Below are 16,035 nucleotides of genomic sequence, written 5' to 3'. Positions count from 1 at the left end.
CACCGGGCAAACAGCACGGCTTGAGTTCCGCCGCGTCCTCGCCGACATTGGCGGCGCTGCAACAAGGGCTCGCGCATGCGTTGGGAAGATTATCGCCAGTCCGAGAATCTCGAGGACCGGCGCGGCGGGGGCGGTGGTGAATTCGCCGGGCTTCCGGGCGGGCGCGGCGGCATCGGCATCGGCACCATGGTCGTGCTCGGCCTGCTCGGCTGGGCGCTCGGCATCGACCCGCGCCTCCTGATCGGCGGCGCCGAATTGATCGGCGGCATCGGCGGCCGCAGCCCGCCGACGCAGGAGCAGCGCAAATCGGCAGGTCCGCCGCAGGACGAGATGGGCAAGTTCGTTTCGGCCGTGCTGGCGCAGAACGAGGACATCTGGGGCAAGGTGCTGCCGCAGCAGGCCAACCGCAAATACGTGCCGCCGAAGCTGGTGCTGTTCAGCGGCGTCGACCGCTCGGGCTGCGGCACGGCGCAGGCGGCGATGGGGCCGTTCTATTGCCCCAACGACCAGCGGGTCTATCTCGACCTCTCCTTCTTCAACGAGATGCAGCGCAAGCTCGGCGGCGGTGGCGATTTCGCCTATGCCTATGTCGTCGGCCACGAGGTCGGCCACCACATCCAGAATCTGCTCGGCATCCTGCCGAAGGTGAACGAATTGCGTCAGCGGGTTTCCGAGCGCGAATCGAACCAGCTTTCTGTGCGCGTCGAATTGCAGGCCGACTGCTTCGCCGGTGTCTGGGCCCACAACATCCAGGCAATGGATCGGATCGAGCCCGGCGACATCGACGAGGCGCTGCGCTCCGCCTCGGCGATCGGCGACGACAAATTGCAGCAGCAGGGCCGCGGCGTCGTCGTGCCGGATTCCTTCACCCACGGCTCGTCGGCGCAGCGCACGCGCTGGTTCAACACCGGCTTCAAATCCGGCTCGATGCAGAGCTGCGACACCTTCCGCACCAACCAGCTCTGAGTTTCAGAGCACGGCGCGCTCGCGGCGGACCGTGAGCCGGCGCGGCGCGCGTGCCAGCCGGCCGGAGAGGATCTGCTTCTTCGGCGCGAGCAGCCCCGCCCTGACGCCGCGGGAGCGCAGCGAAACCGCGCCCCATTCGCGCAAGGCCGCGGCCATGCCGCGCAGCGGCATCAGAGCCGGCCTTGCCGCTGCCGTCAGCAGATGCCGCTCGATGCTCGGCGTCCACGCTGGCTCCGGCAGATCGCCGGCCTCGAGCAGGATCACCCAGTCGCCGCGCGCCTCTGCGACCCCGGACGACCAGGCCTCGCCGTTCTTCACCCTGACATAGCTGGCGCCAGTCTCGTCGGCGAGGCGGGCGATCGCGGCATCGTCGCCATCGTCGATCACCACGGCATGGCCGATCACGCCCTTGGCGACAGCCGGAATCAGCACGGACAAGGTCGCGGCAAGCGCCTCGGCGTCACGATTGGCCCGGATGACGGCGGTGATCATGGGCACCCAGCTTATGACGCAGTGCAACATGTCGCAATCCTGTCACTTGCCTTTTGTTCCCTTTATGTTCACATTCCTTGGTCTCGGAACCACCGATTCCGCCGGGAGACGAAACCATGCTGCAGGCCAGGCCCTCAGCCAGGACGCAACCGCTCAAGCGCCGCGACAGCGAGCCGGGCACGGTGTCCGCTCCGGTGCGGCTCGCGCCGGTCGATCCGCTCGCCCATGTCGGCAGCCAGATCGACCCGGAGCGACGGCGCGGACGCGGCGCGACGATCAATCCCGGCGGCCGCTATGAAGCCGAGCAGCGCATCAGCGAGGATGACGGCTGGGGCTCGCTCGGCGAATTGCCGCCGTTCAAGACCGAGGTCTCGGTCGAAAAGCCGCGGACGATCATTACACGCAATGACTCCCCGGATATTTCGTTCGATCGCTCGATCAACCCCTATCGCGGCTGCGAGCACGGCTGCGTCTATTGCTTCGCGCGGCCGAGCCATGCCTATCTCGGCCTCTCGCCCGGGCTCGACTTCGAGAGCAAGCTGACCGCCAAGCCCGATGCGGCGCTGCTGCTGGAGAAGGAGCTCTCGTCCCCGAGCTACCAGCCGCGCACCATCGCGATCGGCACCAATACCGACGCCTACCAGCCGATCGAGAAGAAGCTCCGGATCATGCGCGGGATTCTCGAGGTGCTGGCGAAGTTCAACCACCCGGTCGGCATCGTCACCAAATCGGCGCTGGTGCAGCGCGACATCGACATCCTCGCGCCGATGGCGGCGAAGGGGCTGGTCAAGGTCGCGCTCTCGGTGACGACGCTCGATCCCAAGCTTTCCCGCAACATGGAGCCCCGCGCCGCCGCGCCCGCCAAGCGCATCGAGACGATCCGCAAGCTCTCGGAGGCCGGCATCCCGGTGACGGTACTGGTCGCGCCGATCGTGCCGGCGATCAACGAGCACGAGATCGAGCGCATCCTGGATGCCGCCAAGGCCGCGGGTGCGCGCGAGGCCGGTTACGTGCTGCTGCGCCTGCCGCTCGAGGTGAAGGATATCGTCCAGGACTGGCTGGTGACGCATCATCCCGACAAGATGCGCCATGTCGTCTCGCTGATCCGCTCGACCCGCGGCGGCAAGGATTACGACGCCGCCTGGGGCCAGCGCCAGGTCGGCTCCGGCCCCTATGCCTGGATGATCGGCCGGCGCTTCGAGATGGCGGCCGAGCGGCTCGGCTTCAACAGTGCGCGGCTGCGCCTGCGCACCGATCTCTTCGTCAAGCCGGAGAAAGAGAAGGCGCAGCTCAGCCTGTTTTGAGCGCTCCAGCCCGGCGCCTCGCGGCACCGATCGGATCGCCATGCGTTTCCGCCTATGGAGCGGAGGCCGTTATGGACGATGTCAGCAGCGAGGTGATCGAAACGGGCGAGGCAGCAATCTTCCTGCGCAGAGCGGGCTCCGGCCCGCCACTCTTGCTGCTGCACGGTTTCCCGCAGACGCATCTGATGTGGCGGGACATCGCGCCACTGCTGGCGGAGGAGTTCACCGTCATCTGCGCCGATCTGCGCGGCTATGGCGCGAGCTCCTGCCCGCCCTCGACCGCCGACCACACCCCCTACAGCAAGCGTACCCTCGCCGCCGACATGGTCGCAGTCATGGAGAAATTGGGCTTTCGCCGCTTCTGCGTGGCTGGGCACGATCGCGGTGGTCGCGTCGCCTATCGCATGGCGCTCGACCATCCCGAGCGGATCGCGAAACTCGCCGTGCTCGATATCGTGCCGACGGCCGAGGCCTGGGATCGTGCCGATGCCCGCTTCGCGCTCGGCTTCTGGCCATGGGCGCTGCTCGCCCAACCCGCGCCATTGCCGGAGCGGCTGCTCACGGCGGCACCGGATGCGATCATCGATAATGCGCTCGCGGGCTGGGGCACGCCGGCCTCGACCTTCTCATCCGCCGCGCGCGAGGCCTATATCGCGGCTCTCAGCGATCCGGACCATGTCCATGCGATCTGCGAGGAGTATCGGGCGGCCGCCGGGATCGACCGCGAGCACGAGGCCGAGGACCAGCGGAACGGGCGGCGCATCGCCTGCCCCGTGCTCGCTTTGTGGAGTGCGGAGGGCGCTCTGGCAAAATGGTATGAAGACGCTGGCGGACCGCTCGCGATCTGGCGCCGCTGGGCCGATCGCGTCGAGGGCGGCGCCGTTGCCGGCGGGCATTTCTTCCCGGAGGAGCACCCGATGGCGACAGCGGAAGCCTTGCGCGCATTCTTCCGGCATCGAGGCTGAACTGTGGATGTGATGCAGGCGACGGCAGACCTTCGCGCCATCATCTGGCATAGCGGGGCCATGACCGCCGATTTCAGCCGCGAACAGGCCGCGATGATTGCCGGGCGCGCCCGCGTCGCCGGCGTGGACGAGGTCGGGCGCGGGCCGCTCGCCGGCCCGGTCGTCGCGGCCGCGGTCATCCTCGATCCCCTGGCGATCCCGGACGGGCTCGCCGACTCGAAGGAGCTCACCGCCCAGCGCCGCGAAGAGCTCTGCGTCCTGATCCTCGCCAGCGCATTGGCGGTCGGCGTCGGCAGCGCCTCTGCCACCGAGATCGACACGATCAACATCCGGCAGGCGACCCTGCTGTCCATGCGGCGAGCGGTGGGAGCGCTGCCGCTCTCGCCCGATCTCGTATTGGTCGACGGCAATGATCCGCCGGCGCTGGCCTGCGGTTGCGAGTCGATCATCGGCGGCGACGGGTTGATCGCCTCGATCGCCGCGGCCTCGATCGTCGCCAAGGTGATGCGTGACCGGATGATGGCGCGGCTTTCGCTGACCTATCCGGCCTATGGCTTCGCCAGCCATGCTGGCTACGGAACACCCGCGCACCGTGCCGCGCTGAAGACGCATGGCCCCTGCCCCGCGCACCGCTATTCCTTCGCGCCGATCAAGGGCGTCTGGGCGCGGGTGGGCTGACGAACAGGCTCGTCATTCTCGGGCGGAGCGAAGCGCAGACCCGAGAATATCAGGACGAGAAGGCATTCATCAGAGGCTCTTTCGGCCTGAGGTGCTCGGGTCGAGCCCGAGCATGACGCCTCTCCCAACGGCAGGGTTACGCCGCTTACGCTTCCTTAACTTCCGTTACGAATTTCCAAACATATTCAATAGGCTAGGCAAAAACTGCAGCCCCAGAATGGGACGCATTTTTTTCAACCCGGAAACCCGACCTTTACCCTGACCGGCCAGGATCGCGACTGTTGAAGTTGCGTAACGGTCTTGGCGTCATGAGTACCTCGCGTACCGGGACCGCCAGCGCTCCCGTCCGGATTCAGGTTTCGCGTACCGGACGGCCCGCGCTGGGGGCCCGGATGAAGGCCAAGAGCCTTCTCCACTCTGAGATCCTGCCTCGCGAGCTGCCGCTCGACCAGGTGATCGTCGGCGATTGCGTAGCCGCGATCGAGGCTCTGCCCCCGGGGAGCGTCGACCTCGTCTTCGCCGATCCGCCCTATAATCTCCAGCTCGGCGGCGATCTGCGCCGGCCGGACGACAGTCTCGTCGATGCCGTCGACGACGACTGGGACAAGTTCGCCTCCTTCGCCGACTACGACGCCTTCACCCGCGCCTGGCTCTCGGCCTGTCGCCGGGCGCTGAAGCCGGACGGCGCCCTCTGGGTGATCGGCTCCTATCACAACATCTTCCGCGTCGGCTCGATCCTGCAGGATCTCGGCTTCTGGATGTTGAACGACATCGTCTGGCGCAAAGCCAATCCGATGCCGAATTTCCGCGGCCGACGGTTCACCAATGCGCATGAGACGCTGATCTGGGCGGCCCGCGGCGAAGCGTCCAAATACACCTTCCACTATGAGGCCCTGAAGGGCGGCAATGACGACCTGCAGATGCGCTCGGACTGGTATCTGCCGCTGTGCACCGGCGATGAGCGCCTGAAGGACGAGAAGGGCGCCAAGGTCCACCCGACCCAGAAGCCCGAATCGCTGCTGGCCCGCGTGCTGCTCTCGGCCAGCAATCCCGGCGACGTCGTGCTCGATCCCTTCTTCGGCACCGGCACGACCGGCGCCGTCGCCAAGGCGCTCGGCCGCCATTTCATCGGCATCGAACGTGAGCAGGTCTATGCCAAGGCGGCGCGCGAGCGCATCGCCGCGGTGCAGCCGCTGCCGCCGGAAGCTTTCTCCACCGCCCCATCGAAGCGCAGCGAGCCGCGTGTGCCCTTCCTCAGCCTGGTCGAGGCCGGGCTGGTCAAGGCGGGGGAGCGCGTCTTCGACGAGAAGCGCCGCCACAGCGCCACCATCCGTGCCGACGGCACGCTGGTGCTTGGCCCGGCTGTCGGCTCGATCCACAAGGTCGGCGCGCTGGCGCAAGGATTGCCGGCCTGCAATGGCTGGACCTTCTGGCATGTCGAGCGCGAGGGCAAAGCCATGCTGCTCGATGTCCTGCGCGGCGAAATCCGGGCGCAGCTCGCGGCGGCCTAGGCCGCCGTTTCAGAGATCAGCCAGTGCGGCAGCAGCTACTCCCACTGCCGGTCCGGCGCTCGAGCTGGATCGGCGGGCACGGCACCGAGCCGTAAGAGCAGAACACGCAGCAATCGCCGGCCTTCGGCCGCAGCACGCTGTCGCAGCCCTCGCATTGGTAGAAGAACTGGCAGGCGTCGACCGGCATCGTCTCGACCTTGCGGTGGCCGCACTCCGGGCAGCTGATCTCGCTGCGAAGCTCCGGCTGCGTCATTGACATCGTGGTCATAGCTGCCTCCGCAAGACAGGATGTCGCCTTGTCAGCGACGCTGCAACTCTTCCAGCCCTGCTTCCAGCGCCTTCAGGAAGACGTTCGGAAACGCCTCCTCCTTCAACCGGTTGAACGGCGTGAAGCGCATGCCCTCCGGCGCCGCCGTCTCCAGCGGGACGCGGCCGGCGAAGACCGTCAGTTCCAGCGGGAAATGCGTGAAGACATGCCGGACCGGCAGCATCAGCCGGCGCCAGCGCGCTGAGACCGGCTGATCGCGCAGGGCATCGTCCAGCTCGTAATCCGCCCGCCAGTCGCTGCCGGGCACCTCGACCATGCCGCCGAGCAGCCCCTTGGCCGGCCGGGTGCGGACCAGCACGGCGCCATCCTCGCGCATCGCCACGAAAGCCGCGCCGTAGCGGGTCTTGCCGGTCTTCTTCGCCGCCTTGCGCGGAAAGCTCTCCTGCGTGCCTTGGATGCGCGCCTGGCAGGGCTCGCGCCAGGGGCAGAGCCCGCAGGCCGGCGAGCGCGGCGTGCAGATCGTCGCGCCGAGGTCCATCAGCGCCTGCGCGAAATCGCCGGGCCGGCCATGCGGCAGCAGCGCCAGCACCCGCTCGCGGATCAGCGGCTTGGCGCCGGGCATCTCGTCCTCGATGGCGAAGAGCCGAGTGATCACCCGCTCGACATTGCCGTCGACCGCGACCGCCGGCCGGTCGAAGGCGATCGCCGCGATGGCTCCCGACGTGTAGACGCCGATACCGGGCAGTGCCCGCAGGCCCTCCTCCGTGTCGGGAAAGCGGCCGTCATGCTGATCCGCGACCGCCTTGGCGCAGGCATGGAGATTGCGGGCACGGGAGTAATAGCCAAGGCCGGCCCAGGCCTGCATGACGCTTTCGGACGGCGCTGCGGCGAGCGCCTCGACGCTCGGGAAGCGCGCCATGAAGCGCTCGAAATAGGGCTTCACCGCCGCGATCGTGGTCTGCTGCAGCATGATCTCGGAGACCCATACGCGGTAAGGATCAGTGCGCTCGCCCGGCAGCGCCCGCCAGGGCAGGACGCGGCGGTGGCGGTCATACCAGGCGAGGAGATCGGCAGCGCGGGGCTGGGGAGCAGAAGCGTCCATGATATCCGGTGTAATGCGTCGGGCAGGACAGGCAAAGGCACCAGAGGTCACTGCGATGCATGCAGGGACACTATGACCACAAAGCCGTTGCCTGGCGCGGGAGCCGTCACACAAATGTTCGCAATCGGCAGGAGTTTTTGCAAAGCAGGGTGAGGCGGTGCTGTCGTGACGGCTGTGCTGGAAGAGTTCGGTCCCGAAATCTGGATCGCGAGCGGACCGCAGGTGACGGCGGCGCTCGGGTTCAACTACCCGACGCGCATGGCCGTGATCCGCCTTGCTGATGGAGAGCTGTTCGTCTGGTCGCCGGTCGCGCTGAACGAGGAGCTCAAGACGGAGCTCGCATCGCTCGGCCCCGTCCGCCATCTCGTCGCGCCCAACTCCCTGCACGACCTCTTCATTGCGAGCTGGAAGGAAGCCTATCCCGAAGCCCGCCTCTATGCCGCGCCCGGATTGCAGCAGAAGCGACGGGATCTCGTTTTCGATGTCGAGGTCACCGATGAGGCGATCCTGCCCTGGACGAGCGAGATCGCCCATGTCGTCATGGCGGGAAATGCAATCACGACCGAAGTTGTGTTCTTCCATGCGAAGAGCGGCACGGTCCTGTTCACCGACCTGTTGCAGCAGTTCCCGCCGCGCTGGTTCAGCGGCTGGCGCGCGCTCATCGCCAAATGGGATCTGATGCTCGCCGCGGAACCCTCGGTGCCCCGGAAGTTCCGTCTCGCCTTCACCGACAGGAAGGCCGCGCGAGCCGCGGCCGAACGGCTGCTGTCATGGCCGGCCGAGAAAGTGCTGATGGCGCACGGAACTCCGGTCCGGACAGATGGCCACGCGTTCCTGAAGCGGGCTTTTCGCTGGCTGACAGGCTGATCGCCGAAGGCGCAGCTTGCGCCCCTGCTACCTGCCGTCGCAAAATAGCCCATGCCCGCAAAACCCCTCGCCGAACTGATCGACGACTGCCTCGCACCCGCGCTCGCGGCGCAGGGATTTGCGGGGCGCTCGGTCGTCGCCTTCTGGCCGGAGATCGTCGGCGAGCGGCTGGCGCAGCGCACGCGGCCGCTCAAGATCGACTGGCCGCGGCGACGCGGCGCACCGGGCGAACTCTCCGATCCCGCGACGCTGGTGGTGCGCGTCGAGGGCGCCTTTGCCCTGGAGATGCAGCAGCTCGGCCCGCTGGTGCTGGAGCGGGTCAACAGCCATCTCGGCTGGCGCGCCGTCGGCAAGCTGGTGCTGAAGCAGGGGCCAGTCGCGCCGCCGCCCGCGCCGAAGCCGGCTCCGCCGCCAGATCCGGCCGTATTGGCGCGGATCGAGGCGCAGGTCGCAGGCGTCGAGAGTATCGAGTTGCGCGAGGCGCTGGCGCGGCTCGGGCGCGGCATCGCGCAGCGGCGCCAGGCCGCAGCCGACGACACGGCTTCGTGAGCGGGAAGCGGCGAACCGATCTTGCCACAATCCTGATGGCGACTATGGTCCGCAGCGACTAACACACCATCAGGGATTGTCTCATGACCAGCCGCCGCCAGGTGTTGATCGGCTCCGCCGCCTTGGCCCTCTCGCCGCTTCTCGCCAGCCAGGGCGCCTCGGCCCAGACCCTTCCCGGCGTCGCCAACCCGCTCGGCGACGTCTGGCTCGGCAGCCCCGATGCCAAGGTCTCGATCATCGAATACGCCTCGCTGACCTGCAGCCACTGCGCCACGTTCCACAAGGACACCTGGCCGGCGCTGAAGGCCAAGTACATCGACACCGGCAAGGTGCGCTTCGTGCTGCGCGAGTTCCCGCTCGATCCGCTCGCCACGGCCGGCTTCATGCTGGCGCGCTGCAACGGCACCGACAAATACTACCCGCTGACCGACCTGCTGTTCGCGCAGCAGCGCAACTGGGCCTTCACCGAAAAGCCGGTCGATGCGCTCTCGAACCTGGTCAAGCAGGCCGGTTTCACACAGGAATCTTTCGAGGCCTGCCTGAAACGTCAGGACATTTACGACGCTGTCACGCAGGTTAAGGAAGGTGGGGCCAAGGCTGGCGTGGACTCCACCCCGACCTTCTTCATCAACGGGCAGAAGCGCTCCGGTGCACTCAGCCTCGCCGAATTCGACAAGATCCTCGAGCCGCTGCTCGGCAGCTGACGCGCGCGTGTCCTTCTCCCCTCGGGGGAGAAGGTGTCTGCAAAGCAGACGGATGAGGGCGGTGCGACCGGGTGAGAGCGAGGTAGGCTCCGGCTATCCTTCCCTCATCCGTCAGCGCTTCGCGCTGCCACCTTCTCCCCCGAGGGGAGAAGGAGTGAGGCGTCGATGCAGCTGACGCGCCTCAAGCTTGCCGGCTTCAAGACCTTCGTCGAACCGACCGAGTTCCAGATCGAGCCGGGACTGACCGGCGTCGTCGGGCCGAACGGCTGCGGCAAGTCCAATCTCGTCGAAGCCCTGCGCTGGGTGATGGGCGAAAGCTCGTTCAAGAACATGCGCGGCTCGGGCATGGACGACGTCATCTTCGGCGGCTCGTCCGAGCGCCCGGCCCGCAACATGGCCGAAGTCGCGCTCACCCTCGACAACAGCGACCGCAAGGCGCCCGCCGCCTTCAACGACGCCGAGGTGCTGGAGGTCACGCGCCGGATCGAACGTGAAGAAGGCTCGACCTACCGGATCAACGGCAAGGAAGTGCGCGCCCGCGACGTGCAGCTCCTGTTCGCCGACGCCGCGACCGGTGCCCGCTCGCCGGCGCTGGTGCGCCAGGGCCAGATCAGCGAGATCATCTCGGCCAAGCCGCAATCGCGCCGGCGCATCCTCGAAGACGCCGCCGGCATCGCCGGGCTGCACAGCCGCCGGCACGAGGCGGAGCTGCGCCTCAAGGGCGCCGAGGACAATCTCAACCGGCTGGAAGACGTGCTCGCCGAGATCGACGGGCAGGTCGAGGCCTTGCAACGCCAGGCGCGCCAGGCGACACGCTATCGCAACCTCGCCTCCGATATCCGCAGGGCCGAGGCGGTGCTGGCGCTGATCGCCCATCGCGAGGCGCGGACCCAGGAGGCGGTGGCCGAGCGCGCCCTCGAAGCGGCGGTTCGCGAGGTCGCCGACAGGACCGGCGTGCAGGCCGAGGCGGCACGGCTGCAGGCGATCGCGGCACATGCTTTGCCGGAGCTGCGCGAGAGCGAAGCGGCCGCAGCCGCTGCCCTCGTCAGGTTGAAGCGCGGCCTCGACGAGATCGAGGCCGAGAACCGGCGCACCAAGCAGCGCACCGAGGAACTGGCCAAGCGGCTCACCGAACTGCAGGGCGACCTCGCCCGGCAGGACAGCCTCGGCAAGGATGCGAGCGAGAACCTGTCGCGATTGACAGCCGAGGATGAGAGCCTGCGGCTGGAGGCCGAAGCTGCGGCTGGCGGCAGCAAGGCCGCGGCAACCGAGCTCGCCGAGGCCGAGAAGGCGCTGGGGGCAGCGGAAGCCGAGCACGCCGCGGTGCAGGCAAGGCTATCCGAGCTGGCCGCGCGACGCGGTGCGCTCGAACGGGCTCTACGCGAGGCCAAGGAGCGCGAGGCTCGCCACGCGGCAGAGCGCGAGCGGCTGCAGCGCGACCAGGCAGCGCTCGATGCCGACGGCACCGCCGCCTCGCTCGACGGACTGCGCAGCACGGTCGCGACGGCTGAAGCGGCGATGCAAGGCGCGGATGCCGCCACTGGCGCAGCACGCAGCGCCCTCGCCGCCGCCCGCGAGGACGAAGCGCGATTGCGCGGGCCGGTCGCGGAAGCCGATCGCAAGGCGCAGCGTCTCGAAACCGAAGTCCGCACCTTGCAGAAGCTGCTCGCTCCCGCATCGGGTGGGCGCTGGCCGGCGATCCTCGACTCGATCGCTGCCGCCAAGGGCTACGAGACCGCGCTGGGCGCGGCGCTCGGCGACGATCTCGACGCCTCCGCCGATCCGGCCGCACCGGCGCATTGGTCCGAGAGCGGCAGCGGCGAGAGCGACCCTGCCCTTCCGGACGGTGTCGAGCCGCTTGCCAGGCATGTACGCGGGCCGGCGGCGCTCGGGCGGCGCCTGCGCCAGATCGGCGTCGTTGCGCGAGGGGATGGCCCAGCTTTGCGGCCAAAGCTGCTGCCGGGCCAGCGGCTGGTTTCCCGCGAGGGCGATATCTGGCGCTGGGACGGCTTTACCAGTGCGGCCGAGGCGCCCTCGCCCGCCGCCCGCCGGCTCGCCGAGAAGAACCGGCTCGGCGATCTCGAACGGGAAGCGCAAGGAGCGCGCGAGGCGTCCGAAGCGGCGCGCGACGAGCTCGACCAGGCGAGCGAGCGCACAAAAACCGCCGCACAGGCTGAGACGAAGGCGCTGGAGACGGCCCGCGAAGCCAGGCGCAATCTCGACCAGGCGCGCGAGCGATTGGCCCAGGCCGAGCGCAAGGCCGGCGAGACCGCCGCCCGCCGCTCGGCCCTGACCGAAGCGATCGGCCGGCTCGGCCAGAACATCGCCGATGCGCAGGCGCAGGCCGAAACCGCGAATCAGGATGTCGCCGGTCTCGCGCCGGCGCCCGAGCTGGAGAGCGCCCTGCTCGCCGCCCGGGCCGAGCTGGGCGAGCAGCGTGCGGCGGCCTCCGAAGCGCGGGCGCGAGTGCAGACGCAAGGGCGTGAGGCCGAATTGCGCAGCCGCAGGCGCGAGGCGATCGCCCAGGAGCTGCGCGCCTGGCGCGAGCGGGCCGCGGCGAGCGAGCAGAGTGCCGCCGATACGCGCCGGCGAATCGAAACGACGGCGGGCGAGCACAAGGCGCTGCTGGAGGCGCCCGACACTTTCCTGGTCGAGCGTCGCCGGCTCCTGGCCGAGATCGAAACCGCCGAGGGCAACCGGCGCGCCGCCGCCGACAGGCTCGCCGCCGGCGAGGTGGCGCAGGCGGAGGCCGACCGGCAGGCGCGCGCCGCGCTCGAAGGGCTGTCGGCTGCACGTGAAGGCCGGGCCAGCGCCGAAGCCAGGCTGGAAGCGGCACGCCAGCGCCTCGCCGACGTCGTGCGCCAGATCGTCGACGGGCTGGAGACCGAGGTCGCAGGCCTGCACCAGCTCGCCGGACTCAAGGTGGGGGATACGCCGCCGGATGCGGAGGATGTCGAGCGCCGGCTCGGCGGGCTCAAGGCCGAGCGTGAGCGGCTGGGAGCGGTCAACCTGCGCGCCGACGACGAATTGACCGAAGTCCAGGGCAAGCGCAGCGGCCTCGCGACCGAGCGCGACGACCTGACCGAGGCGATCCGGCGCCTGCGCCAGGCGATCGGAGCGCTCAATCGCGAAGGCAGGGAGCGGCTTCTTGCCGCATTCGAGATCGTCAACGGCCATTTCCAGCATCTGTTCGGAGTGCTGTTCGGCGGCGGCACGGCCGAGCTCACGCTGGTCGATTCGGAAGATCCGCTCGAAGCCGGGCTCGAAATCATCGCCCGCCCCCCGGGCAAAAAGCCGCAGGTGATGACCTTGCTCTCGGGCGGCGAGCAGGCGCTGACCGCGACCGCGCTGATCTTCGCGGTGTTCCTGACCAACCCTTCGCCGATCTGCGTGCTCGACGAGGTCGATGCGCCGCTCGATGACGCCAATGTCGAGCGTTACTGCGATCTGCTCGAGGAGATGGCGCGCAACACCTCGACGCGTTTCATCCTGATCACCCACAACCCGATCACCATGGCGCGCATGGACCGGCTGTTCGGCGTCACCATGGCCGAGCGCGGGGTCAGCCAGATGGTCTCGGTCGACCTCGCCACCGCCGAGCGCATCCGCGAAGCGGTCTGACATTATTGCCGCGAGGCACAAGAATCGTCTCGAGCCATTCTAAAATCATTTTATTTTTCAAGGCATTAATCGCCCCAAGCGTGGCTTGACACCATATGACCCCGTCAATATGGTGCGCCCGATTTTTCCGGGCGGCGGGGGCTTTTTCATCGCACGGAGCGATCGGCAATCCGATGAGCGCCCGCCAAGGTGATCCGGCAACGGATCAGCCGGCTCAGGCAGCGCAAATCAGCGACAATTCCGGTATTGTCCGGTTCTTTCGGGGCCGAGCACGGAAGGGTCGTGTCATGACGACGGTCAAGCGGCGATGACGGGCCAGGACGACAAAGGTTCGGGTCCGCAACGGCCTGCAGACAAGGATGTGAGCCTGGAAAGCCGGCTCAAATCCCTCGATGCGGGCCTGAAGCGTGCGACCAATCAGACGGAAGCCGAAATCCGGCGCGACAGCGCCCCAGCCAATTCCGGCGGAATTGGCCAGGCGATGCGGCTGTCCACCGAATTCGTTGCCGGCATCATCGTCGGTGGTGCGCTCGGCTGGGCCGTCGACAAGTGGTTCGGGACGGCGCCCTTCGGGATGATCGTCCTGCTGATGCTCGGCTTCGGCGCTGGCGTGATGAACGTCGTGCGCGCAGCGGGCTTGATGAAATCGCGCACTGGCGATAAGTCGGGCGCGCAGAACTGAGGCACGGCTCCGAAAGGGGCCGTCTTATGGCAGGAACAAGGGCGAGAGATGGCTAGTCCGATCGAACAATTCGAGATCAAGCCGATCGTGTCGCTCGGCAAGATCGGCGCGAGCGAGATCGCTTTCACCAATTCCGCTCTGTTCATGGTCGCCGCCGTCGCCGTCATCGCGCTGCTCTTCGTCTATGGCACGCGCAACCGCTCGCTGGTTCCCGGCCGGCTGCAGGCGCTGGCGGAGATGGGCTACGAGTTCGTCGCCAGTACGGTAAAGGACTCCGCCGGTCATGACGGCATGAAGTTCGTGCCGCTGGTGTTCTCGCTCTTCATGTTCGTGCTGGTCTGCAACCTGCTCGGCATGATTCCCGGCTCCTTCACCGTGACCAGCCATCTGGTCGTCACCGCCGCGCTCGCCGCGATCGTGATCCTCACCGTCATCATCTACGGCATCGCCAAGCATGGCGCGCATTTCTTCGGCCTGTTCGTGCCGAGCGGCGTGCATCCGCTGATGCTGATCATCCTGGTGCCGATCGAGGTGATCTCGTTCGTCTCGCGCCCGATCAGCCTGTCGGTCCGCCTCTTCGCCAACCTGCTCGCCGGCCACATCGCGCTGAAGATCTTCGCCGGCTTCGTGGCGACGCTGGTCTTCGCCGGCGGCTGGATCATCCTGTCGCCGCTGCCGCTCCTGCTCACCATCGCGATCATCGCGCTCGAGTTCCTGGTCGCGGTGCTGCAGGCCTATGTCTTCGCCGTGCTGACCTGCATCTATCTGCACGACGCCCTGCATCCGGGTCACTGAGCGGCCCTGATCTTAAAGTTCACCCCTCGACTGTCACAACTATCCCCCTAAGGAGCATTTCCATGGATCCCGTCGCAGCCAAGTACATCGGCGCTGGTCTCGCTTGCCTCGGCATGGCCGGCGCGGGCATCGGCCTCGGCAACCTCTTCGGCCAGTTCCTCTCGGGCGCCCTGCGCAACCCGTCGGCCGCCGATGGCCAGCGCGGCACGCTGCTGCTCGGCTTCGCGCTGACCGAAGCGCTCGGCATCTTCTCGCTGCTGATCGCGCTGCTGCTGCTCTTCGCGGTCTGATCGCGAACGCTACCCGAGCCTGCCGCAGGCGACGCTCCTAGAGGTGTCATGCGGCGGGCTCCCGCCTCCCTTCCCTATCGCCGTGCGAACCGTCTGGGCTCGTGCGGCCGGATGAGGTTCAGTGATGGCAGCGCCAGCCACGACCACCGGAACGACCGCCCATGGCGGCGCGGCTCCCGCCCATGGCGGCAGCTTCCCGCCGTTCCAGGGCGATACCTTCGCCTCGCAGCTGCTCTGGCTCGCGATCACCTTCGGTTTCCTCTATTGGCTCTCCGCCAAGGTGATCGTGCCGCGTCTCGGCAGCATTCTCGAGGACCGCGCCAACAAGATCGGCAACGATCTCGACGAGGCGGCCGCGATGAAGGCCAAGGCCGAAGAGGCCGGCCAGGCCTATGAGAAGTCCCTTGCCGAGGCCCGCGCCAAGTCGCAGGCGATCGCGCAGGAGACACGCGAGAAGGTCAGCGCCGACAGCGCCGCGCGGCGCAAGACGGTCGAGGCCGATCTTGCCGCCAAGCTCGCCGACGCCGAGGCCAAGATCGTCGCCACCAAGACCGAAGCGATGAGCCATGTCGACGCGATCGCCGCCGACGCGGCCGGCGCCATCGTCAGCCATCTGACCGGCACCGCTCCGGCCCCGGCCGACGCTGCCAAGGCGGTCAAGACCGCGCTGGGAGGCTGATGACATGACGCTGTTGGCCAACCCAACCTTCTGGGTCCTCGTCGGGACCGTCATCTTCGTCGCCCTGGCGGTGAAGATGGGCGCTCTCAAGGGCCTTATCGGCGCGCTCGACGCCCGTGGCGAGCTTGTCGCTCGCGAGCTGGCAGAGGCGCGGCGCCTGCGTCACGAGGCCGAGCTGCTGCTCGCCGAGTACGAGAGCAAGCGCAAGGCTGCCGAGGCCGAGGCGGAGGCGATCGTCGCCAACGCCAAGGACGAGGCCCAGCGCCTCGCCAAGGACGCCGAGGAGAAGCTGGCTGAGTTCGTCACCCGGCGGACCAAGTCGGCCGAGGACAAGATCGCCCAGGCCGAGACGCAAGCCACCGCCGAAGTCCGCGCCGCCGCCGCCGAGGCTGCGACGCGCGCCGCCGAGGTCATCCTGCGTGGCCAGGTCGCCGGCAAGGCCGGTGCCGACCTGATCACTGCCGGTCTCAAAGACGTGCGCGCCAAGCTCAACTGAGCCGCGCGAGCCTCACCAAAGAAAAACAGGAACGCCGCGGTCTTCGGACCGCGGCGTTTTTGTTTG

Annotated in this window: 17 protein-coding genes; 14 read left to right on the top strand and 3 right to left on the bottom strand. The window is 67.9% G+C overall.

The window, feature by feature from the left end:
* Positions 1–75: 75 nt before the first annotated feature.
* On the top strand, positions 76–966 hold the full coding sequence (gene ypfJ / locus AC07O0_RS02480; protein WP_494619734.1) for a KPN_02809 family neutral zinc metallopeptidase: 891 nt from the start codon (positions 76–78) through the stop codon (positions 964–966).
* A 3-nt stretch (positions 967–969) separates the two neighbouring features.
* On the opposite strand, the gene AC07O0_RS02475 is transcribed toward ypfJ, so the two are convergent.
* Positions 970–1,458, bottom strand: a complete 489-nt coding sequence (locus tag AC07O0_RS02475; RefSeq protein WP_494619732.1) for a hypothetical protein — start codon at positions 1,456–1,458, stop codon at positions 970–972.
* A gap of 116 nt (positions 1,459–1,574) precedes the next feature.
* Here AC07O0_RS02475 and AC07O0_RS02470 point away from each other — a divergent pair, with 116 nt between their 5' ends.
* The 4 genes from AC07O0_RS02470 to AC07O0_RS02455 all read left to right on the top strand — a co-directional run bounded on the left by AC07O0_RS02470 (position 1,575) and on the right by AC07O0_RS02455 (position 5,916).
* The gene (locus AC07O0_RS02470) at positions 1,575–2,762 is read left to right on the top strand and encodes a PA0069 family radical SAM protein (protein ID WP_494619730.1); all 1,188 of its coding nucleotides are present in this window, start codon (positions 1,575–1,577) and stop codon (positions 2,760–2,762) included.
* A 71-nt stretch (positions 2,763–2,833) separates the two neighbouring features.
* Complete coding sequence (locus AC07O0_RS02465) at positions 2,834–3,727, top strand: alpha/beta fold hydrolase (protein ID WP_494619728.1); 894 nt, start codon at positions 2,834–2,836, stop codon at positions 3,725–3,727.
* A 60-nt stretch (positions 3,728–3,787) separates the two neighbouring features.
* Positions 3,788–4,405, top strand: a complete 618-nt coding sequence (gene rnhB, locus AC07O0_RS02460) for a ribonuclease HII (RefSeq protein WP_494619726.1) — start codon at positions 3,788–3,790, stop codon at positions 4,403–4,405.
* 308 nt (positions 4,406–4,713) lie between these two features.
* The gene (locus AC07O0_RS02455) at positions 4,714–5,916 is read left to right on the top strand and encodes a site-specific DNA-methyltransferase (RefSeq protein ID WP_494620648.1); all 1,203 of its coding nucleotides are present in this window, start codon (positions 4,714–4,716) and stop codon (positions 5,914–5,916) included.
* Positions 5,917–5,932: 16 nt separating this feature from the next.
* Here AC07O0_RS02455 and AC07O0_RS02450 read toward each other — a convergent pair whose 3' ends face one another.
* Together AC07O0_RS02450 and mutY are read right to left on the bottom strand one after the other, a co-directional pair.
* Entirely contained in the window at positions 5,933–6,184 is a 252-nt protein-coding gene (locus tag AC07O0_RS02450; RefSeq protein WP_494619724.1) for a GDCCVxC domain-containing (seleno)protein, read from the bottom strand.
* A gap of 31 nt (positions 6,185–6,215) precedes the next feature.
* Complete coding sequence (gene mutY, locus AC07O0_RS02445) at positions 6,216–7,286, bottom strand: A/G-specific adenine glycosylase (RefSeq protein ID WP_494619722.1); 1,071 nt, start codon at positions 7,284–7,286, stop codon at positions 6,216–6,218.
* A 174-nt stretch (positions 7,287–7,460) separates the two neighbouring features.
* Between mutY and AC07O0_RS02440 the strand changes: the two genes are divergently transcribed.
* The 9 genes from AC07O0_RS02440 to AC07O0_RS02400 all read left to right on the top strand — a co-directional run bounded on the left by AC07O0_RS02440 (position 7,461) and on the right by AC07O0_RS02400 (position 15,969).
* On the top strand, positions 7,461–8,153 hold the full coding sequence (locus tag AC07O0_RS02440; RefSeq protein WP_494620646.1) for a DUF4336 domain-containing protein: 693 nt from the start codon (positions 7,461–7,463) through the stop codon (positions 8,151–8,153).
* Positions 8,154–8,204: 51 nt separating this feature from the next.
* Positions 8,205–8,702, top strand: coding sequence for a DUF721 domain-containing protein (locus AC07O0_RS02435; protein ID WP_494619720.1), 498 nt, complete (start codon positions 8,205–8,207; stop codon positions 8,700–8,702).
* Positions 8,703–8,785: 83 nt separating this feature from the next.
* Entirely contained in the window at positions 8,786–9,406 is a 621-nt protein-coding gene (locus tag AC07O0_RS02430) for a DsbA family protein (protein WP_110488443.1), read from the top strand.
* 165 nt (positions 9,407–9,571) lie between these two features.
* Positions 9,572–13,027, top strand: a complete 3,456-nt coding sequence (locus tag AC07O0_RS02425) for a chromosome segregation SMC family protein (RefSeq protein ID WP_494619718.1) — start codon at positions 9,572–9,574, stop codon at positions 13,025–13,027.
* A gap of 307 nt (positions 13,028–13,334) precedes the next feature.
* Positions 13,335–13,709 (top strand): AtpZ/AtpI family protein, encoded by a 375-nt coding sequence (locus AC07O0_RS02420; protein WP_494619716.1) that lies wholly within the window; start codon positions 13,335–13,337, stop codon positions 13,707–13,709.
* 48 nt (positions 13,710–13,757) lie between these two features.
* Positions 13,758–14,504, top strand: a complete 747-nt coding sequence (locus AC07O0_RS02415; RefSeq protein WP_494619715.1) for a F0F1 ATP synthase subunit A — start codon at positions 13,758–13,760, stop codon at positions 14,502–14,504.
* Positions 14,505–14,566: 62 nt separating this feature from the next.
* A complete protein-coding gene (locus tag AC07O0_RS02410; RefSeq protein WP_091831801.1) occupies positions 14,567–14,794 on the top strand; it encodes a F0F1 ATP synthase subunit C in 228 nt (75 codons plus the stop codon).
* Between the two features lie 124 nt (positions 14,795–14,918).
* Positions 14,919–15,473: a F0F1 ATP synthase subunit B gene (locus tag AC07O0_RS02405; RefSeq protein WP_494619712.1), complete on the top strand. Its 555-nt coding sequence runs from the start codon at positions 14,919–14,921 to the stop codon at positions 15,471–15,473.
* A gap of 13 nt (positions 15,474–15,486) precedes the next feature.
* Complete coding sequence (locus AC07O0_RS02400; protein ID WP_494620644.1) at positions 15,487–15,969, top strand: F0F1 ATP synthase subunit B family protein; 483 nt, start codon at positions 15,487–15,489, stop codon at positions 15,967–15,969.
* Positions 15,970–16,035 lie beyond the last annotated feature (66 nt).

It is taken from the genome of Allobosea sp. GW821-FHT10B12 (assembly GCF_059415545.1).
Note: the sequence above shows the minus strand (reverse complement) of the source record. Positions and strands in the feature narration are given on the sequence as shown.